We start from the raw sequence: 23,997 nt of genomic DNA, 5'->3' as shown, positions 1-23,997 counted from the left end.
ATCAAGGAAGTTTACTGTGAGTGCCAAGCCACTAATATTACTAGTCGAAGACAACAGAGAAGTCCGATTAGCAGCAAGATTTGTACTGGAAGATTTAGGCTTAGCTGTAGAAGAAGTCGAAAATCCGGTTCAGGCACTCACTTTCCTCGAGCAACGCCAGCCTAGTCTGATTTTGCTCGATATGAACTTTGAGCTAGATTCCACCTCTGGACAAGAAGGGCTTAGGTTTTTACGTCAACAACAGCAGCTGGGCAACACCATCCCCGTGGTCGCAATGACGGCATGGTCACATACCGAGTTAGTTGTACAAGCAATGCAGCTTGGTGCTGCGGACTTCCTAGAAAAACCATGGAAAAACCAACGTTTCGAGCAAGTCATTCGCCACCAACTCCAACTCAGTGAACTGAGTAATAAAAATCAGGCATTACAACATGCGCTGGCTGGAGAGAAAAGCACCGTGCTTTGGCAGAGCAATGCGATGCAGCAACTGATGGAGCAGCTGGAGATCATGGCACCAACCGATGCAAATATTCTCCTTACTGGAGAAAACGGTGTTGGCAAAAGCCTGATAGCGCAGTGGATCCACCAGCACTCAACGCGAGCGATGCAACCATTTATCTCGGTAAATATGGCTACCATTCCCGATCAGCTGTTTGAAAGTGAACTATTCGGTCATACCAAAGGCGCGTTTACCGATGCTAAATCTGATCGTGCCGGACGATTTAAACTGGCTAACCTCGGCACCTTATTCTTAGATGAAATTGGCACACTTCCCATTAATCAGCAGAGTAAACTACTTCGCGTCCTTGAATCTCGAGAATATGAAGCTGTGGGTTCAAGTAAAACCGAAATAGCCGATGTCAGACTAATTAGTGCAACTAATGCCAAATTGGAGCAACAAATCGCCAAAGCAGAGTTTCGTCAAGATTTGTTTTACCGCATCAACACCTTTACTATCGAGATCCCGCCTTTACGCTCACGCCCAGAAGACATTGAGTTACTCGCTCGACATTTTATCAAATCACATGGTAACCGATATGGAAAAAGTGAATGCTCACTTACACCTATGGCGATAGCACAACTAAAACAGTATGATTGGCCAGGTAATACTAGGGAATTGAGTCATTTATTAGAGCGTGCCGTTTTATTGAGCCGCACAGGAGAGATCAGCACTGAACAACTACAACTAAGTGCATCATCTTCCTTATCGCTAAGCAGCAATGCAACCGCCCCCTTGCCTCTTATTACGTTGGAGCAAGCTGAGCAGCAATTAATCACACAAGCGCTAGCAAATACCTCTGGAAACAAGCAGCAAGCCGCTGAGTTATTGGGTATTACTAAGCAAGCGCTCTACCGTCGTCTTGAAAAGTATGGCCATAATTAAAGAACCTCTAGCGGGCTACTTTATTGTTAAGTTTATATTGTTGGTAGCCGTTGAAGTTTTCGGGGTTGCTGCACTCAGTTGGCACTTAGACATAAACTTGCCGACGGCTTTGTCTACATCAACCGCGCTAATTATCACCAGCTTTTTGATTATGCAGGGTCTACTATTCAGACAACTCTACATGCGCTGCAAACACTCATTTGAGCGATGTAGCTACCAAGCAGAGGCATGGCTAAAGCGCGACTTTAGCCTCAGAGCTAAACCTACATTCTCAACAGGGGTGGTTGCGCATCTGCACCAGCAACTAAATGGTGTTTCTGAAATGCTTCAAAGTGAAAAAACAGATGAAGATGTACAGTCCTTTTTAGTCGCAGAGTTAATCAGCGTGTTAAACACTCCCATCTTTATTTTCGACCAACGTATGCAACTATGCTTTGGTAATGACGAATGCGTAGAACTTTTCCAAAAACCGTGGCAAACACTAAGATACAGTCCACCAGAAGCAATCGGGCTAACACCTGAACCTAATTGGCATTTCATCGACCCTGAGCGGAATAAGCGATGGCAAGTGAGACACAGTACGTTTACCCGACAAAATTCCTCTTACCATCTCGTTGCTTGCATTGATATTCATCAAGCGCTGCGCGATCAAGAGTTACAAGCTTGGCAGCGATTAATACGTGTCATTAGTCATGAAATACGCAACTCCCTTACTCCTGTCTCAGCGATACTTGAGCGTTTACAGACTCGAGCCAAAGACCCCAGAGATAATGAGGCATTTAATATCGTACTTGAACGATGTTTTCACTTGCAGGATTTCATCCACAAATACAGCCAATTAAATCAACCAATCAAAGTCGACCTTCGGCGAATATCAGGCTTAGAGCTGAGTCAGTCGATTCAAAGCTTTTTCCCAGAGGTGCAATGGCAAGTTGAGTTATCGCCAGCCTATTTTCATGTTGATCCAACGCTTATCAATCAAGTTTTAATAAATATTGTAAAAAATGCGATAGAGGCAAGCTCTGCTCACGCCACCATTACACTGAAAATATATACCAAAGATAATATGGCGTATTTTGAAGTCATTGATGAAGGAAACGGGGTGGCAAACAGCGATAACCTCTTTGTGCCTTTTTACTCAACAAAACAAGCAGGAGAAGGGATAGGTTTGTATATCAGTCGCTACTTTGTTGAGCAAATGTCGGGCACGATCAACCTAACCAACCGACAAGATAAAACGGGAGCTATTTGCCAGCTGAGCTTTCCTGTTTTGATAAATTAATGCTTATCTTACAGTCCAGTTTTTATAACACAGCGTCCATAATCGGACTCCACTCCATCACAAGAATAGAAAATAACAACTAGATCAATGGTTTAAAATTTGGCATATGGCTTGCTCAAAGTAAGTTAATCGAACCAATCAAGGTAACTTATGATGGATGTAGTAAAGCAAAAGCAAGTAAGGCCTTTGCAAAAAGTGAGGCTTATCATCGGTGTGTCGATGGTGCTCCTATTCGCTTGGCTTAGTCTTGAGCTATTTTCAACCTCAGATGATTTTAAATTGCAAAGACAGGCGATCATTGTGGGGCAAGTAAAACAAGGTGACTTAAATGTCAGTGTTGATGGTTATGGGGTACTGCGCTCAAATAAACAAAAACTCATCACTACACAAGACCCAGCAACCGTATATGAAATACTTGTTCGCCCTGGTGGAGCTGTTAAGCCCGATACCATTATTCTAAAGATGCAAGATCCAGATCTCACGCAACAGCTGGAAAGTGCAGAAATGGAGCTTAATCGTCAACAAGCCAACTTTCGCCGACAAAAGCTGGCCAATCAGCGTGAGCTACTGATGGAAATGGCTACATTAGCTGAACTAACCAGTCAGCACCAATCACTTGTTATGCGCCGTGAAGCCCAGCAAACATTAAGAGATCAAGGTGTAGTGCCAGCAATTGAGGTCAAGACAGCAGAACTTGAGGAGCAGCAGCTTGCCGAGCGGGTAAAGCTTCAAGAGCAAAGAATAGCGCAGCTAAAGTTGGTACATTCTGAAGATTTAACCATATCACAAGAGCTTATCAATCAAGCACACTCGATCCTTGCTCGATTAGCAGAGCGGGAAGCAAAACTAACCGTACGGGCTGGCACAGAAGGCGTTTTACAACGTTTAGCCGTTGAGCTAGGTCAAAGCGTAGTTGCAGGTCAAGAGCTGGCACAAGTCGGGAGCAGTAAGGATCTCCAAGCTTTAGTTCGAGTATCACAATCCAAAGCAGAGCAAATCCAAGTTGGTCAATCAGCAATGGTCAATACTCGCCGTGAACAAGTACAAGCAAAAGTGACTCGCATCAGCCCTCAAGTCCAAGAGGGAACGATTGAAGTTGAGCTCACCTTTATCAATGGCGTGCCTGATTCAGCAAGGCCTGAACTTAATGTTGATGCACAGATCAACACACATCAACTCAAAAACGTTTTATACGTGGAACGCCCCAGTAATACCCAATCTCATAGTCAGCAAACATTGTTTGTGTTAGAGCAGGATATTGCGGTGCCTCAGTTAGTTTCTTTTGGTATTGATGCCGGAAAGTTCTTGCAAATTGAAAGCGGCATCTCGGCCAATCAACAAATTATATTATCCGATACCAGCACCTATAAAAATGCAAAACAAGTACGGATCATGCAGTAAGCCATCCTCAATATTAGGACTAAGTTATGAAAGAAACGATTTTAAAGATGTCAGATATTACCAAAGTATTTAGCACTGAAGAAATGGAGACACACGCATTACGTGGAATTAACCTCGAGATTGACAAAGGTGATTTTGTTTCAATTTGTGGCCCATCTGGCTGCGGTAAGTCCACTCTACTCTCCATCCTCGGGTTACTCGATATGCCCAGCACAGGGAGTTATGTTATTGAAGGTACAGAAGTCAGCCAACTTAGCTTGACCGCTGCCGCACATATCAGAAATGAAAAAATTGGATTTATATTTCAGTCTTTTAATCTAATCGACGAACTCTCTGTGTATGACAATATTGCGCTACCATTACGCTACCGTCAAAACCCAATGAGTCACTCGGACATTGACCAAGCAGTAATGAGCTGCCTAACAAAAGTCGATATGGCACATCGTACAAAGCACCGCCCTAATCAATTATCTGGTGGACAACAGCAGCGGATAGCGATTGCCAGAGCCTTGGTAGGTAACCCTGCTTTACTGCTTGTGGATGAGCCGACAGGTAACCTCGATTCTAAAAATGGGGATGCGGTAATGGATATGCTTAAAACACTAAACTTGGAAGGCACAACACTGTGCATGGTAACGCACGATCCCAGGTATGCAGATATGGCAACACGCAAGCTACATCTGTTAGATGGAAAGATACTGGCTCCACAAGCGCAAACAGCTCACCCTACACTGGTTGATGCGTTTTAAAAGTATTCGGAAATCAAAAGTATCTCAACACGGGCATGCGTGCTGGGTAATACCAATTTTCTTAATTAAGTGGTCTATGTTGAGGCAAGAAAATCTTGTCGATAACCCCGCTACCGCGTCCTGCTATCGCCAAGGTACCTACCTCCGTGTAAGCAAAGCAAAAATTTTGCTATTTAGTTGTTCTAAATAAGAAATTTTTAACGCTGTTAGCGCCAGATTGACTCCTTCAAATTGAGCAAGTATTAAGTCAAATTGGTATTATTGTCGCATCAGTTTACTTGATATCAATGCAAGGCAGAGCTTGCGTAGCATAGTTATTTTATGTGAGTCAGATGATAAAGACTTGGTGCTCATGCAAAGTCACCTTCCCCCACATCTATGTGGGGCTGCGTAGCAGACACGCAAATTAAGCGCTGCCCACCATATCCAAATGCTAAGCGGCGCTAAGGCTCCTAAAACCGCCTTATAGATCAGAGACACAGTAGGATGTAGCGATTTCACACTGATCTCGCTACTCCTTGAGACCAACAGTAGTGAGTTGGCATGTTGCACTTTTTATCGAAATATTAGCCCAATCATTTTGCTTAACAGAGGTTCTTAAACTAGTCTGAATTCGAAATTAGCAGCGTGCTACAAAGCAAATTGATAGAGAACGGCGGTAATTACAGAATAGGTCGTTACTCACAGCGAAAGCCAGCACCCACATTCATTTATAGGTAAAAGTAATAAAGGCATGGAACGAACAGCACTACACTTGCGCACCACCGTGTAGCAACAGAGCACCAACTTGGTGCAACACAACAATTGACATGTCATGAAATACTTAAAAAGCCTTTACTTATCATACTGATAAAACTTTGGCACAGATCAAGCTTATCTGTGTTCAATTGCAGTACATTGCAGCAAAATAACCCAACGAGTCGGAGGACACATGTCACAATCGGTTTTAGATTTTATTAAAGAGCACGACGTAAAATTTGTTGATTTACGTTTTACTGATACAAAAGGTAAAGAACAACACGTATCTATCCCACACCATCAAGCCGATGAAGATTTCTTTGAAGACGGCAAGATGTTTGACGGCTCATCTATTGCTGGTTGGAAAGGCATCAACGAATCTGACATGGTGCTTATGCCTGATGCACAAAGCGCAAAGCTAGACCCATTCGCAGAAGAAACAACCCTTATTGTACGTTGTGACGTGGTTGAGCCAAATACACATCAAGGCTACGAGCGCGACCCTCGCTCAGTATCAAAGCGCGCTGAAGAATACATGCGCTCAACGGGTATCGCAGATACGGTTTTATTCGGTCCAGAGCCAGAATTTTTCTTATTTGACGATGTTAAGTTTAAAACAGACATGTCTGGTTCAATGTATAAAATCGATGCAGAAGAAGCATGTTGGAACTCGGACAAAGATTACGAAGGTGGCAACACAGGTCATCGCCCAGGTGTTAAGGGCGGCTACTTCCCAGTTGCACCTGTTGATTCTTCGCAAGACTGGCGTAGCGCTACTTGCCTCGTGTTAGAAGAAATGGGTCAGGTAGTTGAAGCGCACCACCATGAAGTGGCAACCGCTGGCCAAAATGAGATTGCAACTCGCTTTAACACTATGGTGCTAAAAGCAGATGAAATCCAAGAAATGAAGTATGTTATTCACAACATGGCACATCTATACGGCAAAACAGCAACGTTTATGCCTAAACCTATTGTTGGCGATAACGGTTCAGGGATGCACTGCCACCAATCATTAGCTAAAGATGGTAAAAACATTTTTGCTGGCGATAAATACGGCGGTCTATCTGAAGATGCACTTTATTACATCGGCGGTATCATCAAGCACGCTAAAGCAATAAACGCCTTTGCTAACGCATCAACTAACTCATACAAGCGTTTAGTACCAGGATTTGAAGCGCCAGTAATGCTTGCATACTCTGCACGTAACCGCTCTGCATCAATCCGTATTCCAGTGGTGCCATCAGAAAAAGCGCGTCGTATTGAGGTACGCTTCCCAGATCCAACTGCAAACCCATACCTTGCTTTCTCTGCAATGTTAATGGCTGGCCTAGATGGTATCAAGAATAAGATCCACCCTGGTGATGCAATGGATAAAGATTTATATGACTTGCCAGCAGAAGAAGCAGCTGAGATCCCTACCGTTGCGGCTTCACTTGATGAAGCACTTGCTGCGCTAGATGCTGACCGCGAGTTCTTAACTCAAGGTGGCGTATTCACTGACGACTTAATTGATGCTTACATCACGCTTAAGTCAAAAGAAGTTGAAAAATTAAACATGACAACTCACCCTGTTGAGTTCGAAATGTACTACAGCGTATAAGCTCTGTAGTAAACCTGCTACTTGGCTCAATGTGCAGATATTGAGCTTGTAGAGCCTAAACGCATTATGTGTTTCTGGCACTCTTAATCATATGTGTTCTCAAGCCCGCTTATGCGGGCTTTTTTATTCACCGCTATCAAATTCGGCCGAAAGCGCATTTGATGAGTAAAAACTCAGCATATTATACCAATTAGCTTAATTAAGTGGTCTATTTTGAAGCGAGAAAACCTTGTCGATAACTAACCAATAATTTCGCTATTTAGTTGTTCTAAAGAAGAAGTTTTAACGCGGTTAGCGTCAGGTTTACTCCTTCAAATTGAGCAAGTATTCAGGCTAATTAGTATAAGCCTAAACTCGCAATTCAAAGTACTCTATACTAAAGTATGATGAGTTATGTAGTTTGGAGAGTTGTGGTGCGTCAGTGGGGTATTTTTTTTTCGGTTAGCATGATGCTAACCATAATAAGCATTGATGCTACTGCCGAGTCCAACCCTAAAATCTATCGCTGGAAAGATAAAAACGGGCATTGGGTTTATTCTGATATACCGAAACCTGGCTCTAAAGAGGTCAAACTACACTCGAACATATTAACCATGCCAAGCATCGATACAAAAGTTTTAGCATCACAATCTGACACTACACCAACCATTACTTATCAAGCTAAGATAACCTCCCCTGAAAATGAACAAACCATTCGTGACAACAGCGGTAGCGTATATGTCACAGGCTCTGTAGAACCTAGGTTTACTCAGGGGTTAAATGTACAGCTTTATCTAAATGGTGAGGCAACTGGACCAAAACAGTCCAATGCTCAGTTTTCGCTACGCAATATACATCGTGGTGAACATGCGCTAGTACTAAAAGTCTTCAATCAAAAAGGTCAAGTTGTCGCCCAAAGTAATGAGCATAAGTTCTATTTACATCGCAACACAGTAAATAACTGATCCTCCAAAAATAACCCCCCTTCTACGTGTGTTGCTTACCACCCCTTTGGGTAGGCAGCAAGAAGTTACCTATAATGCTTCCCTTTGAAATTTAACGAGTCACAAAATATTCCCTATGAGCACAAATCAAACGGTTGCGGATTAGCGCCTTATCAAGTTGGCATGATTTATTAATGGATAAGTAAGAGCAAGCTCAGAACGATGAATGTATTGGGCAGGATAATAATTTTCGTACATGTGTAACACACTGTGCTATTCTCATTGCACCAACTTGGTGCACGGTGAACACAAATGGATCAAAACAATTCAATTGACTTAGACAAAGTGTGGCAATCTCTTTCGACTGCAATTTTAGTGCTCGACCATAACCTTACTATTTGCTTTGCGAATTACAGCAGCAGTGAGCTGTTAGGATTGAGTACGAAGCGCCTCACTGGATTGGCCATTGATAATATCTTTAACCATCATCATATTGACCTAGCAAGGCTCTCCAAATATGTACTCCAAGATGGTGTTGATTGCCAGCAGCACAGGGTTGACGTGGTGTTTGTCGATAACCGGGTCGCAACATTAAGCCTTCATGCAAGGCGGATATTGTTGTCAGATCAAGCATATATATTACTAGAGTGCCGCCGTGTTGATGACGCCCTGCGCTATGATCAAGCATCGAATCAGATGCACCAGTTTCAAGCAGCAAGAAATTTGATCCGTGGTTTAGCACATGAGATAAAAAACCCTCTTGGTGGCATTAGAGGTGCGGCGCAATTATTGCAGTATGAAACTGATCAGCAAGAACGGGAAGAATGCGCAGCACTTATCATTGAGCAAGCTGACAGGCTCAGAGAACTTGTAGACAAGTTACTTGGGCCAAACCAATTACCACAAAAAGCGCCGTGTAATATACACCAAGCACTAGAGTCGGTAATTAAGCTCACTACCTTGGAGCGCGATGCAGAGATCAAATTAGTGAAGGATTATGATCCCAGTATCCCAGCCATAGTGATAGATCAGGCGAAAATCCAGCAGGTGCTACTCAATATGCTTCGTAATGCTCAACAAGCACTACAACATGATGGCACTATTACCATCACAACGCGTATTAAGCATCGTCTGCATCATGGCGAGCGGCTGCTTAAAAAAGCGCTACTTGTGCGGATCAGCGATAATGGTCCGGGTATCGCAGAAGAGGTAAAAGAAACGTTATTTTTCCCGATGATAACGAACAAAGAAGGTGGCTCAGGGCTTGGGCTGTCTATTGCACAAACGCTGGTGGAGCAACACCAAGGGTTTATCGAATGCGATAGTTGGCCGGGACACACTGAATTTAGTATCTACCTTCCCTTTGACAACACCGAAACAGGAACCGTGCAATGAAATCAGTGTGGTTAGTCGATGATGACGCTTCAATTAGATTTGTTTTAGAAAAAGCATTAAAGCGAGCAGAGTTTGAAACCGAAAGCTTCGCCAGTGCTCAGGACGTGTTAACTGCGCTTGAATATGAGCAACCCGCAGTGCTGATTTCAGATGTACGTATGCCAGGCATTGATGGTATGGCCTTATTAGACAAGATAGCGAGTCTACACCCAACTTTGCCTGTCATCATTATGACAGCGCATTCTGATTTAGACTCCGCTGTCAATGCGTTCAAAAAAGGCGCTTTCGAGTATCTTGCCAAACCTTTTGACTTAAACGAAGCAGTGTCACTGGTGCAACGAGCATTTCGTGCCAGTCAACAGACTAAAAAACACAAACGCACAAATAGCAAAGCGACTAGCCCGGATATCATAGGCGAAGCACCGGCCATGCAAGAGGTGTTTCGCGCCATTGGGAAACTCTCAGCATCGAGTATGAGTGTACTCATCAACGGTGAGTCCGGATCAGGTAAAGAGTTAGTAGCAGGCGCACTACATAATCATAGTCCGCGCAAAGATGCTGCATTTATTGCGCTCAATATGGCTGCTATACCAAAAGATCTTGTTGAGTCTGAGCTTTTCGGTCATGAAAAAGGGGCTTTCACTGGGGCCGATAGCATGCGTAGAGGACGTTTTGAACAAGCAGATGGCGGTACTTTGTTCCTTGACGAAATTGGTGATATGCCATTGGATGTGCAAACTCGATTATTGCGAGTCCTTGCTGATGGCGAGTTTTATCGCGTTGGGGGCCACAACAGTGTTAAAGTCGATGTTCGAATTGTAGCTGCCACACACCAAAACCTAGAAGCACTGGTAAAACAGGGCAAATTCCGTGAAGATTTGTTTCACCGCCTTAACGTTGTACGTCTCAAGCTACCGGCACTTAGGGAAAGACCTGAGGACATTGCAGCCCTCTGCGACCATTTTTTAGCAAAAAGTGCCAAAGAGCTAAAAGCTGATCCTAAAATTATCTCCACACAAGCCTTACAAAAAATGCAGGCGTATCATTGGCCTGGTAATGTTCGCCAGCTTGAAAATACCTGTCGTTGGCTAACAGTAATGGCCCCAGGTGAGCTTGTTACTGCTGCTGACTTACCAGAGGAGCTAGCGCAACCACAGCAACTCGAAGCCGCTGAGCAAGCCCATTGGCTTGACGCTTTTCAATCTTGGCTTGATACGGAACTGCGTAAAGGCAAAGATCATATTTGGCCAGATATACAGGCACAATTGGAGACGCGTTTAATAAAATCAGCACTGCATGCATGCCATGGTCACAAGCAAGATGCTGCATTAAAGATAGGTTGGGGACGCAACACGTTGACGCGAAAGCTAAAAGAACGCAATATTCAAGATTAAGTTTAGATGATAAATCATTTGCATGAAGTTACTTGAAAATGTCCCACTGATAAAACAGCTAGAGATTATTAATCGCTTAGCCTTTTTTAAAGAATTTACCTTGGCAGAGCGTCAGGTGCTCTTGGAGTCTTTTAGCCATCTATATCTGGTACCACAGCAGCGCCACGCTTTTAAACGCTTTGAAAAAGACAATCGTCTTTATATTGTATTAAGCGGCGAATTTTTGATTTTTAAACAAGATGCCGCTCATGACTTAGGCAAAGTCGGACCCGGAGAGTTCTTAGGTGAAGGCGCATTTATCACAAACCGAGAGCGCAGCACCAGTGCACAAGCGGTAAAAGACAGCATTATATTAGCTATTACTCCTGATGCTCTTACGCGCTTGCCCAATGTGATCCGAGAAAAAATTAAAGACAAGCTGATTGAAGGCATGAGTCATCGTATTGCAAAGCTTAATGCCTTTATTGAAGAGGCAACAGACTAAGCAGCGTCGCCCAAGCAAAACATAAAAGAATGGAACTACACCAAAGCAGCTTGTCTTGCCCGCTGTGATTTGTAATCCACTTTGACTTTGAAATGACATACTGAATAAGCATCATCAGCGGGATAGTAAAGCAGATAAATCCGTAAAAGAGATAACCGAGTACTGCCGTCCACCAAAAATTCGAACTTGTTAAATCCGTTTCATTCACCATCCCAACCATTGGAACCGGAAACTGATACGCATAAATCATTAAAATGGTTAACAGCCCACAACATACCGGTATGGCCACTATCTTGCCGATATTATTTATATCCTTTACCAATGAGTGCTTCCCTCTCTTTGAGTTCGCTAATATGAGCGTATCAAATTAGCTTCCAACAAACACGACTCCATGTGATCTTGTTGGGAAATAAATAATGGGAGCCTTGGCTCCCATTATGTTGATGCGACTTACGCTAATAATTCACTAAACGCATCAAATAGTCGATCTAACTCAGCAATCGTGTTGTAGTGCATACAGCCGATGCGAACAACACCGCCTTTGTCCATTACGCCTAGTTGCTCACATAACCCTTGCGCGTAAAAGTGACCATCCCATACACACATGTGTTTTGCACCTAAAAACTCAGAAACCTCACGAGGTGCAATGCCGTCAAATGTCAGCGCAAACGTTGGTGTACGCTCTGCTAACCTATCGAGCGATGCGATACCAAATAGCTTAATTTGCTTAAACTCCGCTAAACGCGTCAAGAAATGTTGGCTCAGTTGCGTCTCGTGCGCTTTGATGCGTGCAAAAGCTTCCACTAACTTATCACGACGCGGCGTATCGGCACTCATTTCGCTTAAAGAGGCGATATAGTCTATGGCAGCCACAACACCTGCTATTCCTTCAAAGCTCTGAGTACCCGTTTCCCAACGATAAGGGATAATATCTTTTACAGGCTCTACTTTATATGGTGTAAAGCCTTCTAGATGCTCTCGTTTGCCATAAACGATACCAACATGTGGGCCGAAGAACTTATAGGCTGAGCATGCAAGGAAATCACAGTCTAGTGCTTGAACATCAAGTAATTCATGTGGCGCATAGTGAACAGCATCAACAAACACTAACGCACCCACTTGGTGCGCACGCTCGACAATGCGCTTGATGTCATTGATTGAACCTGTGGTATTAGAGGCATACGTAACAGCAACTAACTTCGTGTTATGATTTAATAACCCTTCTAGCTGTGCCAAATCAAGCGTACAGTCGGTTTCGTTTACCTTAACTGTGTGTACAGTCGCCCCTTTATCTTCAGCAGCTTGACGCCATGAAGATACATTTGAATAGTGATCTGCATTGGTCACAATAACTTCATCGCCAACTTGCCAATCACGTGACACGGCTCGGCTAAAGCTGAATGCAAGGCTAGTCATGTTGGCACCAAAAACGATTTGCTCAACACTCGGTGCATTCAAAAAGTCCGCCACCGCTTGGCGGGCTTCATTCATTAAACTGACCGTTTTGTCGCTTGAGAAAAATGCGCCACCCAAGTTGGAGTTGAAGTAACCAAGGTAGGCTGACATCGCGCTCAACACAGATTGTGGTACTTGAGAGCCACCAGGGCCATCTAGAAAAATAGGAGCAGTCCCGCCGACACTTTGCATCAACGCAGGAAACTGACGACGCACTTGATTTAAATCCATACTACCCTCTTAGGCTGTAAACACGAAGCAATCTAGGTAACCGACTTGCTCGGCATCTAGCTTATTCATTGGTGTTGCGTTATGCCACACTTCACGGTCATTCACCAGTGCAAATAGACCATCTTTGATTTCCATTTTAAAACATGGCTCGGCTTCTTTATGCTCGTATACCAATAATTCACCACCAGCAATATTTTCATGCGAAACACCACATACACACACATGGTCAAAGCCATCTTGGTGCACGCCCTCAGGGGCTGGAGGCGTATCACTTTCTATCGCCAGCATGCGGAACTGATGCACCTCAATATCGGTGTCATCTGCAATACCTGTCATGGTTTTAAATTCTGCAAGCATATGCTTGAAACCATCGGTATTTAGCATCTCTTGTTCTAGGTTTTCGTAAACACGCTCAACATTGCCTTGAAAGGTATTAATTGAATCGTCTTGCACAAAGGCCTTGGTTGGCTGTAATGTTACTTCATTATTGATGAACTTTACCACCGAGTAGCGACGTTTTCTAAATGCGCCATCAGCATAAGGGTTGTCTGGAAGCTGGCTAAAATACGGCTTCACTGCATCAATATGCTGCTGTGGTAAAAAGCGTAGTTGTAATAAATTCTGGTTGTTTACTGTTGTCATGATCCTCTCGCCCATTGATGAGAATTTGCCGATAATTCTAATAAAACTAGAGAAAATTACTGTTTAAAAAAACGGGATTTTAATCACTAAAACGCAATAAAAACCCACTAATTGCAACTTTAATAGATTACTTATCTAGATTTAAAATAAAGCTTGATAACACCATTTAATTTGAGCGTTTTATGCGCATAAAAAAAGCCAGCAAGTGCTGGCTTTTTATCTCAATGTATTCTAAACGCGTAATTAAACTGCTTGTTGAATGATCACTGAGTCTGCTTTTTTAGTGTACTGAGGCATCTTGTGGAAGTTCAAGTAACGGTACGTGTCAGCAGCCGTTGCATTGATTTTCTCTGCATACTCTTGATATTCAGCAGGTGTTGGTAATTTACCAAGAATAGCAGCGACAGCTGCAAGTTCTGCTGATGCAAGGAATACATTTGCACCTGTACCTAGGCGGTTAGGGAAGTTACGAGTAGAGGTAGACACCACTGTTGCTTTATCAGCAACACGTGCTTGGTTACCCATACATAGTGAACATCCAGGCGTTTCGATACGTGCACCTACACGGCCATAAATACCGTAGTAACCTTCGTCAGTTAACTGATCGCGGTCCATCTTCGTTGGTGGAGCAACCCATAGTTGCGTTGGTAGACGACCACCGAAGTTATCTAGTAGTTTACCAGCTGCACGGAAGTGACCGATGTTAGTCATACAAGAACCGATGAATACTTCATCGATTTTCTCACCGGTTACCGCTGAAAGTAAACGTGCGTCATCAGGGTCATTCGGTGCACAAAGGATTGGCTCTTTGATATCTGCAAGGTCAATCTCAATAGTGTGCGCGTATTCTGCATCCGCGTCTGCTGTCATTAGCTCTGGGTTTGCTAACCACTCTTGCATCTTAGTGATACGACGCTCAATAGTACGTACATCACCATAGCCTTCAGAGATCATCCACTTAAGCATCACGATGTTAGAGTTTAGGTACTCTTCAATAGACGCTTGTGAAAGTTTAACGGTACAACCTGCTGCACTGCGCTCTGCAGAAGCGTCAGATAGTTCGAACGCTTGCTCAACAGTTAGATGTTCAACACCTTCGATTTCAAGGATGCGACCAGAGAATTCGTTGATCTTACCTTTTTTCTCAACCGTCAATAGACCTTGCTGAATTGCATAATAAGGGATAGCGTGTACTAGGTCACGTAGTGTGATACCTGGCTGCATTTCACCTTTAAAGCGAACAAGGATTGACTCAGGCATATCAAGTGGCATTACACCTGTTGCAGCTGCAAATGCTACCGCACCAGAACCTGCTGGGAATGAAATACCTAACGGGAAACGAGTATGTGAGTCACCACCTGTACCTACTGTATCAGGTAGTAGCATACGGTTTAGCCACGAGTGGATAACACCGTCACCTGGACGTAGCGATACACCGCCACGGTTCATGATGAAATCAGGAAGTGTGTGGTGTGTGTTTACGTCGATTGGCTTAGGATAAGCTGATGTGTGGCAGAATGACTGCATTGTCAGGTCAGCAGAGAAGCCAAGACAAGCAAGATCTTTAAGCTCATCACGCGTCATAGGACCCGTGGTATCCTGAGAACCTACCGTTGTCATTGTTGGTTCACAGTATTGACCTGGGCGTACACCCGGCATGTTACATGCTTTACCTACCATTTTCTGTGCAAGGGTAAAGCCCTTTCCAGAATCCGCCACTAGTTTTGGCTTACGGAAGATGTCTTCAGCTTCAAGACCAAGAGAGGTACGTGCCTTGTCTGTTAGACCGCGACCGATGATAAGTGGAATACGACCACCAGCACGCACTTCATCAAGAATTACGTCTGATTTTAGTGAGAAAGTCGAAATAACTTCGTCTGTACCGTGACGCTTAACTACACCTTCGTATGGGAAGATGTCGATTTGGTCGCCCATGTTTAGTTCGTCAACTGGAAGTTCAATAGGTAGTGCACCTGAATCTTCCATGGTGTTGAAGAAGATAGGTGCAATTTTACCACCTAGACAGACACCGCCAACGCGCTTGTTTGGTACGAATGGGATGTCATCACCCATGAACCAAAGTACTGAGTTAGTTGCAGATTTACGAGATGAACCGGTACCAACAACATCACCCACGTATGCCAGCGGTAAACCTTTGCCATTCAGCGCTTCAAGCTGTGCGATAGGACCTACTTCACCAGGTTTGTCTGGGTTGATACCATCACGCTCGTTTTTAAGCATAGCCAGTGCGTGTAATGGGATATCTGGACGAGACCAAGCGTCTGGAGCTGGAGACAAGTCATCTGTGTTTGTCTCACCCGTTACTTTGAATACAGTTACAGAAATTTTGTCTGCAACCGCTGGCTTCTCAAGGAACCATTCTGCATTTGCCCATGATTCAATAACTTGCTTAGCAAACTCGTTGCCAGCTTTTGCTTTTTCTTCTACGTCGTAGAATGCGTCAAACATCAGTAGTGTATGAGATAAACCTTTAGCAACGATAGGTGCAAGTGCTGCATCGTCTAATAGGTCAATCATTGGCGCGATGTTATAACCACCCAACATGGTGCCAAGTAGCTCAGCTGCATACTCTTTTGAAATAAGTGGAGAGTCAGCTTCGCCTTTCGCTACCGCAGCCAAAAAGCCCGCTTTTACATAAGCCGCGTCATCTACACCTGGCGGTACACGGTTAATGAATAGATCAACAATAAACTCTTCTTCACCAGCCGGTGGAGTTTTTAATAATTCGATAAGGTCAGCAGTTTGCTGCGCGTCTAACGGCTTAGGCACGATACCTTGCGCGGCACGCTCTTCTACGTGTTTACGATATTCTTGAAGCACAATATTGCCCTCTTGGTGACGTGGACAGACAAGTAAATGATCTGGCTGCGGTTATTAGTGAAACCGGCTGAACCATTCCCTTGACCATAAAATATAATGAACAATTATAAGGTCTTTGAGTATAGATGAAAATCTTGCATGCGATACCTCGCCTTATAGTCACTATAAATACTATGAATAAGCATAGTGAAACAAGTATATTTTGATGAATATTAGTCAAACGAGAATCATTTAAATTTTGTAAAAGCGCGCAATTAATTGGATCAAAAAAGGCTCCAATAGGAGCCTTTTCGCATAAGTTAAGTGAGCATTAACGCTTAACTTTTACTTTTTCTTTAGAAGAAACGTGCGCTTCTACACGGCGGTTTTCCGCATGTGCTTTTAGCGTATTTGCTGGATTCTTCAAACGCTCCTCACCGTAACCCACTGTGGTAATACGCATTGAATCAATACCCATATCAACGAGTTTTTCAGCAACGTTTTTCGCGCGGCGCTCAGACAGTTGTTGGTTGTAATCAGCATCACCGACAGCTGACGCGTGACCTTCAATCAAAACGTCTGCGTTTTTATGTTCTTTTAAGAACTTAGCTACAGCATTGATGTCATCGACATATTGCTGAGAGAAAGTGGCATCATCGTGTGGGAAACGCACTAGCAGGCTCACTTTGTCTTCTTTCGTTTCGTACAAAGTACAGCCAGACGCGTCAACTGCATCCGTCATTGGTGTATTTGCGCATTTATCTTCGCTATCCACTACGCCATCTTTATCACTGTCTTGCGGTGCTTGTGCAACAACAGGTGCTGGAGCTGGTGCAACTGCTTCTGATTTACCTGCACTACCGAACGAGTAGTTAATACTAATTTTACCACCTACATCAGTAAAACCAGCTTCTAACCCCTGATACACAGCAGCCTCAGCATTTAAAAATAGGTGCTCAGTAAAGTGGTGACGTACACCCGCACCTAAGTTTGCGAAGGTGTTATCTGAAATGGCATCTAAGTTCATTTTTTTCAAACCAACTAGACCGTAGAATGGGCCACCATCAAAGTGATATAGACCATCGATACCATAGCGCTCAGCGTCAAGCGAACCATTACTGATCCCACCTAAATCAAAGTCCATGTCTGCATATTCAATACGACCGCTCCAAAACTTATCAAAGCGGTAGCCAATTTCAGCACCCCAACCCGTTGAGTCCTCAACATCTAAACCAGCCATGTCACGGTGATTTTGCCAGTCGGCATCATAGTAGTCACCAAACACCCCAAGATATACGCCTTCAGTTGGCTCGGTGGTATTTGCATGTGCAGTGGCTGATGCAGCCATCGCAACTAGTAAACTCAAAGTTTTAATTTTCATCATTCCTTCCCATCTCTGTTAGTTAACGCATTGAGTATTGACTCTGACAGTCTATCAGAAAATGCGCCGACTGATTACGTTGCAGAGATAATATTAGCTTGTCTATTAATGTTTACTTAACGTTACATCCAGAATTTTCGCCAAATATCCACTAATGCTGATGGCCAAACAAGATACGGTAGAGCCCCTGTTCCTGTAATAGTTCATCATGAGCTCCATATTGGGATACAGAACCGTCATCAAGCACATAAATTAAGTCGGCTTGTTTAATTGCACTCAAGCGATGAGCGATAATCAGCGTGGTTCTGCTCGCTAAGAAAGCCTGTAAATTACGATGAATTTTGGCTTCTGTTTCAATATCAAGCGCTGATGTTGCTTCATCCAATACCACCACTTTTGGATCCGCAACAACCATACGGGCGATGGCAAGTCGCTGTTTCTGTCCACCTGATAATTTAATACCATTGCGACCGACTTGGGCGTCTAACTTGTCTTCCAACATCATTACAGTGCTGGCAAGTTCTGCAACTTGTAACGCTTGCCAAAGCACATCATCAGCTACCGTTCTTCCCATTGCCAGATTTTCACGAATACTGGCATTAAAGAGTATGGGTTGTTGTAATACAGTGACAATATTATCTCTTACAGCGTCATAGCCAATTTGCTCTACTGGTGTATCATTAATGTGAATATCACCACTTTGCTTTTCATATAACCCTAACAGCAGCTGCACTAATGTTGATTTCCCTCCTCCAGAGACCGCCACCAGAGCCACTTTCTTACCTGCTGGAATGTGTAACGAAACTTGTTTTAGTACGGGCTGCTCTGCAACATAGGCAAAATCAATATTGTTGAACTTAATATCCACTTGAGCAGAATCAAACACCGAATGCGTTGCAGGATACTGTGTCTCGGTGGCAAAATTAAATACTTGATTGAGCCGCGTTAATGCCGCTGATGCCCCATAATAAGCATATTGAATACCCAAGATTTCCTGAACCGGTCCCATCATAAACCACAGGTATCCAAATACCGCAAATATCTGCCCTACGGTTAAGTCAGAAAACACCACCATAAACATGGCAACAGCACGGAAAAACTCGAACCCAACCAAAAACACCGTAAAGCTTAGGCGATTAACGGCATCCGTTTTCCATTGTGACTGCACAGCGAAATGTTTGAGATCTTTGGCAGCTACTTTAACTTGTTCAAAGTAAGTGCCTTCACGACGTACCGCTTTTAATTGAGAAATTGCATCTAACGTCTCTACTAACGCTGTTTGTAATGCCTCAAACGCTGCATTTTCTTCCTTTTTTAGCTCTTTAACATGTTTACCAAATTGCCGAGAAAAATAGATAACCGCAGGATTAAGTAGCAAAATAACCAGTCCAAGCACCCAATCAATCCACAGTAAGATAGCTGCAGTACCAACGATGGTCAGTAACCCTATCAAAAAGCGAGACAAGGTCTGACTAATAAACTTATCTAATGTTTCCACATCCGTGATACAACGTGAACTAATAGCCGCACCACCTTGACTTTCATACTCTTTGAGTTGCACCTTAGGCAAGTGAGAGAGCAAGCGTTCACGGATCTCATAACTAATCCCCTTGCCAATAATTGTGAATTGTCGAGACTGCATCACCCCCAATACTAAACTAGCAAGTCGCATGGCAATAACAGCCAGCAAAATAACAATGATATAAGCACTCGGCTGGTGCCAATGCTGTGGCAGTATTGAGTTCATCCAATTCACGGCAGGGCCTGGAGTGTTAAGTAGCACTTCATCCACTAGCAGCGGCATCATTAACGGAATGGGCACACTGACCAAGGCCGCAAACAACGCAATAATGTGCGCTGAAATTAGTGGGCGCTTTTGCTCAAGTACCTTATCTTTGATCTCTTGCCAAGAAAGCTGATTTTTTGCCATTTAGGTTCCACAAAAAGTTTTATAGTGTGCGGGTGTGGATGCCTTCATCCACATCTCAGGATAGTCCTTATATTCGTAAGGGCTGTTGAGTGCCAGTAGCCAATCATCAAGCGATTCACTCGACCCACTCTGATTAAACTGTTCAATCTCAGCTTCTACCAGTGCGTTTCGAGGGATCAAAATTGGATTTGCTTGACTCATCAAGTGCGTCGCGACATCATCTGACGCACGCCTTTGCTGCCAACGTTGCTGCCAACTATCCAGTTCACTGGGTATTTGTAAGGTCTTATTTGGATTTCCAAGCAAAGTGTTCGTAAGCGCTGCAAAGGTATTAGTAAAGTCAAGTGAATGCTCAGTCATTAGCTTGAGCAAGTCGGCAAGTAAAACATCATCGGCATCGTGCCACTCGTCAATTCCTAACTTTGCCGCCCACATGTCTTTATATTTACGATTAAAAGACTCTGAGAACTCTGTCAATATTTGACTTAGAGCTGCGATACCCTGCTGCTCATCTTGCCACAACACCAACAAGGACTCCGCCAGTCGCGCACAATTCCAGTTCATGATATTTGGTTGATTGCCAAACGCATAACGCCCCTGCCTATCAATTGAGCTATATACTGCGTTAAAATCAAACTTTTCCATCATGGCGCACGGACCATAGTCTATGGTTTCACCACTGAGCAAAATATTGTCTGTGTTCATAACGCCATGAATAAAGCCCACTCGCATCCACTCTACCGCCAAGTCCACCAGCTGCTCACATACCTCACGGAACAGTTCAAGCACATCACGCTCCGAGCGCACCGCTAAACCGTCAAATAATTGCACACCTAGCTGCTGTAACAGTTGCCATAGCCCCGCCTGATTCTCTTGAGTGGCAAGATATTGCAAAGTGCCGATACGAATATGACTCTTAGCCACACGACACACCACAGCACCAGGCACCTCAGTTTGACGATAAACTCGATGGCCGGTTGTGACTACCGATAAGCACTCTGTTGTTGGCACCCCAAGCGCAGCCATTGCCTGACTCATTATAAACTCTCTAACAGCAGGGCCCAGCGCGCAAAAACCATCACCACCACGCGAGAAGCGCGTTGCACCAGAGCCTTTTAAGTGCAGGTCATATTGTGTGCCATCTTCAAGTTTAACCCCACCAATAAGGTGAGCGCGACCATCTCCTAGCAGTGGGTTAAATTGACCAAATTGATGGCCACTATATGCTAGGCTTGCCGGCTTAATCTCTCCAAGCGGTTGCTGGCCACTCAACAATGCCGCCAGTGCTGTATCGTCAACATGACTAAGACCCAACTTCTCCAATAAAGGAGCATGCTTTAACAGCAAAACGGGTTGATTAAATTTTGTAGGCTGCTCATCAAAAAGCAGCTCTGTGCCTTGATAGGGCTGAAAAAACGCCATCCAACTTTCTCCCTCTTTCACTAGCGAACGTTTTCACCTACGCTCATCGCTACGATTTGGCTTAATTCTTGTAGACTGAAACCACTATACTGACGCATTTCATTGAAAAATTGTTGTGCTGCTAATAATGACTTTTGGCTTTGTAGCCCACCATCAATAACAGCTTCTGCGCGCAGTACCGTTTCTACATCTTTACTCAACAAAAAGGTGTCTTTTCCCAAAACTCTCAGTGCGTAAGGACCTGTATTACCCCCCAAACGCGCACCATGTTTTTTCAGATACAACCATAATCCAACAATATTATCTTCAGGCCAGCTAGCAACAAACTCACTAAAGCGGCCATACTGCTGCTGTACTTCAAAAATCATATGACAATTATCAGCGATACTTTTCACTTTTTTGGCATTACGAATGATACGTTCATCTTGACTACGCTGTTCATACATTTCTGGTGACATCATCAGTAGCTTGTCGATAGAAAACTGCCAAAAAACCTCTCTAAACCCTTCCCACTTGCTGTCAACGACAGACCAATAAAAGCCACTTTGAAATACTTTTCGGGTAAATTCCTCCAGCCATTGGTCATCACTGAGCGCACGTAGGCTTTCTGGACTTAACGGTTTACTTAATTTTGCTGCAAGTGCCGCTTCCGAACCTTTGCGCTGAGCAGCTCTTTGATAAATATTGTCGAATACGTTCATGCTCGCTACTGAATTTACTGGATAGTTATTACAGGGTAACTGATCTGAAATATTGATGTCAGAGGTTTTCTACAAATAGCAACAAGATATGTTGATAATTGACCGTTGGGGATCGCAACGGCCAATTAAAGTTAGGGGAATAGGAAAGTTATACCAATTTGCTTAATTAAGTGGTCTATTTTGAGGCGAGAAAATCTTGTCGATAACCCCGCTAACGCGTCCTGCTATCGCCAAGGTACCTACATCCGTGTAGGCAAGGCAAAAATTTTGCTATTTAGTTGTTATAAATAAGAAATTTTTAACGCTGTTAGCGTCAGATTTACTCCTTCAAATTGAGCAAGTATTAAGTCAAATTGGTATTAAGCGAGCGTTGGTATTGGTGTAACAGGTGATTGTGTTACCTCTGTTAAACAGCCATTTTCCATCTTGAGTAATCTATCTGCCAAAGCAAAGTATTTATCATCATGAGTGATGACTAGTACTGTTTTTCCTTTGTCTCTCAGCTCTGGTAACAACTCTCGGTAAAATACATCTTTGAAAACAGGGTCTTGATCAGCAGCCCATTCATCAAATAAGTAAAACGGTCGATCCTCTAAATAAGCAACGACCAGTGCAAGGCGCTTGCGCTGACCCTGAGAAAGACGCTGCGTGGTAAAACGGCCAGCCTCGATACTTACCTTATGATGTAGATTCAGCTTACGAATTAGCGCGTTACCTTTTTGCTCCAATTGTTCACATGGCACGTTTAACAGGCGATCAAATAGGTAATAGTCACCAAACACAGTGCTAAACAACTGCCGATAGCCATCTAAATCAGTGCATGTGATCGCTTGATTATCTACTTTGATCTGCCCCTCATCAGCTTCATATAGGCCGCACAGCACTTTAGCAAAAGTAGTCTTGCCACTGCCGTTACCACCAACTAGGTAAATCAACTCACCCTTTTTAAACCCAATATCAATCGGCTGCAATGAAAATATATCGTCACTTTGCTCATGATAGTAGCGATGACATAGCGACTGTAATTGAATGCGTTCAAAGCTTGCAAGTGCTGGTACCCGACTCTCATCCTCATTGACCAGCTCATCACTTAGTGTCTTAATGGTGTTCGCAGAGGCTTGTGCAGCAAATGCTCTGGGTATGTTGGCAAGTAAGGTTTCAAGAGGCGTAAGCATATACAAAAACAATAATGCAAAGCCCGACATAATACGCTGACTCTCTTCACCGGTTTGCTGTGAAAGGAAGAAAAGTGCGCCACCAATGAAAGTAAAAATTAAAAAGCCACCCCACGATGATGCCATGTGTAATATTGATACCCCTTCGATACGTTCTTTACGCAAGGCATCTATGGCTGGATGGAGGACTTCTTGTTTAAAAAACGTGCGCTTACTGCGATTAAGCTTAAGCTCTTTAATGCCGTCTGTTATGGCATCAAACTGATGGAAAAGGCCATCCTGCATCGCCGCTGCATTAGCAATTTTCTTGAAGGCTATATTGTTTGCAAAGCTATAACTCACCGAGCCAAGTACTAAGGTGAGCAGCGCAAAAAGAAAGATAACCCAATCTAGCCACGCCATGTATACAAAAGCACCTAAGACTATCATGGCATTTGTTAAAATCCCTGGCATACTCATAAAAAACCCTGCAACCTTGAGGCTATGCTCAGTTAAGCAAGATTTGATCTTTGCGTCTCCTTGCGCTTCTATATTGCTGATTTTCGCTTCTATGGTTTTATCTGCAACTAACTTTCGCAATTCAGCCTGACTATGCTCACTGAGCTGCTCAGCGACCAACTTGGAAATAAGTTGTACCACAACACCCGCTAAGGCAAGCGCAGCAAACACCATAAAATACTCAGTTTGGCGTTCACCATTAGCATTAATAATTTCGTTGATCAGTGCTACCAATGAAACACTGATAATGCCAAAAATAATACTGCTAAGCGCTGTCGCAACAAAGCGCTGCCAAGTCTTTTTTATCAGAAAAACTAACACGATTTCTCCCAAGGATGATCAAATCCCTTACAGGACGACTTTGAACTAAAAAAATTCACTTGGATCGCGTC

General features: G+C 43.6%; 17 protein-coding genes. 9 read left to right on the top strand and 8 right to left on the bottom strand.

Features of this window, described 5'->3' with window-relative positions:
• The first annotated feature begins 16 nt into the window (after positions 1–16).
• The 9 genes from F9Y84_RS13345 to F9Y84_RS13305 all read left to right on the top strand — a co-directional run bounded on the left by F9Y84_RS13345 (position 17) and on the right by F9Y84_RS13305 (position 11,350).
• Positions 17–1,384: a sigma-54-dependent transcriptional regulator gene (locus F9Y84_RS13345; protein ID WP_147390089.1), complete on the top strand. Its 1,368-nt coding sequence runs from the start codon at positions 17–19 to the stop codon at positions 1,382–1,384.
• Positions 1,371–2,666 (top strand): sensor histidine kinase, encoded by a 1,296-nt coding sequence (locus F9Y84_RS13340; protein ID WP_147390088.1) that lies wholly within the window; start codon positions 1,371–1,373, stop codon positions 2,664–2,666. Before F9Y84_RS13345 ends, F9Y84_RS13340 begins: the two co-directional genes overlap by 14 nt.
• Before the next feature lie 150 nt (positions 2,667–2,816).
• Positions 2,817–4,067 (top strand): efflux RND transporter periplasmic adaptor subunit, encoded by a 1,251-nt coding sequence (locus F9Y84_RS13335; protein WP_225740789.1) that lies wholly within the window; start codon positions 2,817–2,819, stop codon positions 4,065–4,067.
• Positions 4,068–4,093: 26 nt separating this feature from the next.
• Positions 4,094–4,816, top strand: a complete 723-nt coding sequence (locus F9Y84_RS13330; protein ID WP_147390087.1) for an ABC transporter ATP-binding protein — start codon at positions 4,094–4,096, stop codon at positions 4,814–4,816.
• Between the two features lie 931 nt (positions 4,817–5,747).
• The gene (glnA, locus tag F9Y84_RS13325; protein WP_128731747.1) at positions 5,748–7,154 is read left to right on the top strand and encodes a glutamate--ammonia ligase; all 1,407 of its coding nucleotides are present in this window, start codon (positions 5,748–5,750) and stop codon (positions 7,152–7,154) included.
• A 446-nt stretch (positions 7,155–7,600) separates the two neighbouring features.
• Positions 7,601–8,098: a DUF4124 domain-containing protein gene (locus F9Y84_RS13320; protein ID WP_225740788.1), complete on the top strand. Its 498-nt coding sequence runs from the start codon at positions 7,601–7,603 to the stop codon at positions 8,096–8,098.
• A 291-nt stretch (positions 8,099–8,389) separates the two neighbouring features.
• The gene (glnL, locus tag F9Y84_RS13315) at positions 8,390–9,472 is read left to right on the top strand and encodes a nitrogen regulation protein NR(II) (RefSeq protein ID WP_147390887.1); all 1,083 of its coding nucleotides are present in this window, start codon (positions 8,390–8,392) and stop codon (positions 9,470–9,472) included.
• Positions 9,469–10,866, top strand: a complete 1,398-nt coding sequence (gene ntrC, locus F9Y84_RS13310) for a nitrogen regulation protein NR(I) (RefSeq protein WP_125251351.1) — start codon at positions 9,469–9,471, stop codon at positions 10,864–10,866. Before glnL ends, ntrC begins: the two co-directional genes overlap by 4 nt.
• Positions 10,867–10,888: 22 nt before the next feature.
• Entirely contained in the window at positions 10,889–11,350 is a 462-nt protein-coding gene (locus F9Y84_RS13305; protein ID WP_147390888.1) for a Crp/Fnr family transcriptional regulator, read from the top strand.
• A gap of 450 nt (positions 11,351–11,800) precedes the next feature.
• On the opposite strand, the gene F9Y84_RS13300 is transcribed toward F9Y84_RS13305, so the two are convergent.
• From F9Y84_RS13300 to F9Y84_RS13265, 8 genes are all read right to left on the bottom strand, one after another.
• On the bottom strand, positions 11,801–13,036 hold the full coding sequence (locus F9Y84_RS13300) for a cysteine desulfurase-like protein (RefSeq protein ID WP_125251349.1): 1,236 nt from the start codon (positions 13,034–13,036) through the stop codon (positions 11,801–11,803).
• 9 nt (positions 13,037–13,045) lie between these two features.
• Positions 13,046–13,678: a 2OG-Fe dioxygenase family protein gene (locus tag F9Y84_RS13295; protein WP_128731741.1), complete on the bottom strand. Its 633-nt coding sequence runs from the start codon at positions 13,676–13,678 to the stop codon at positions 13,046–13,048.
• A 243-nt stretch (positions 13,679–13,921) separates the two neighbouring features.
• Positions 13,922–16,519: a bifunctional aconitate hydratase 2/2-methylisocitrate dehydratase gene (gene acnB / locus F9Y84_RS13290; RefSeq protein WP_147390889.1), complete on the bottom strand. Its 2,598-nt coding sequence runs from the start codon at positions 16,517–16,519 to the stop codon at positions 13,922–13,924.
• A 310-nt stretch (positions 16,520–16,829) separates the two neighbouring features.
• On the bottom strand, positions 16,830–17,879 hold the full coding sequence (locus tag F9Y84_RS13285) for an OmpA family protein (protein ID WP_147390893.1): 1,050 nt from the start codon (positions 17,877–17,879) through the stop codon (positions 16,830–16,832).
• Between the two features lie 151 nt (positions 17,880–18,030).
• Positions 18,031–19,809: an ABC transporter ATP-binding protein gene (locus F9Y84_RS13280; protein WP_147390890.1), complete on the bottom strand. Its 1,779-nt coding sequence runs from the start codon at positions 19,807–19,809 to the stop codon at positions 18,031–18,033.
• A complete protein-coding gene (locus F9Y84_RS13275; protein ID WP_128731738.1) occupies positions 19,810–21,231 on the bottom strand; it encodes a protein adenylyltransferase SelO in 1,422 nt (473 codons plus the stop codon).
• A 20-nt stretch (positions 21,232–21,251) separates the two neighbouring features.
• Positions 21,252–21,932 (bottom strand): DNA-3-methyladenine glycosylase I, encoded by a 681-nt coding sequence (locus tag F9Y84_RS13270; protein WP_147390891.1) that lies wholly within the window; start codon positions 21,930–21,932, stop codon positions 21,252–21,254.
• A gap of 359 nt (positions 21,933–22,291) precedes the next feature.
• Positions 22,292–23,926 carry a cyclic peptide export ABC transporter gene (locus F9Y84_RS13265; protein WP_147390835.1) on the bottom strand — a complete coding sequence of 545 codons (1,635 nt, stop codon included), beginning with the start codon at positions 23,924–23,926 and terminating at the stop codon, positions 22,292–22,294.
• Positions 23,927–23,997: the final 71 nt, after the last annotated feature.

It is taken from the genome of Pseudoalteromonas peptidolytica (assembly GCF_012641745.1).
GTDB classification, from domain to species: Bacteria; Pseudomonadota; Gammaproteobacteria; order Enterobacterales; family Alteromonadaceae; genus Pseudoalteromonas; species Pseudoalteromonas peptidolytica.
The sequence above is the reverse complement of the archived record's forward strand: the minus strand, read 5'-3'. Positions and strand labels throughout refer to the sequence as shown.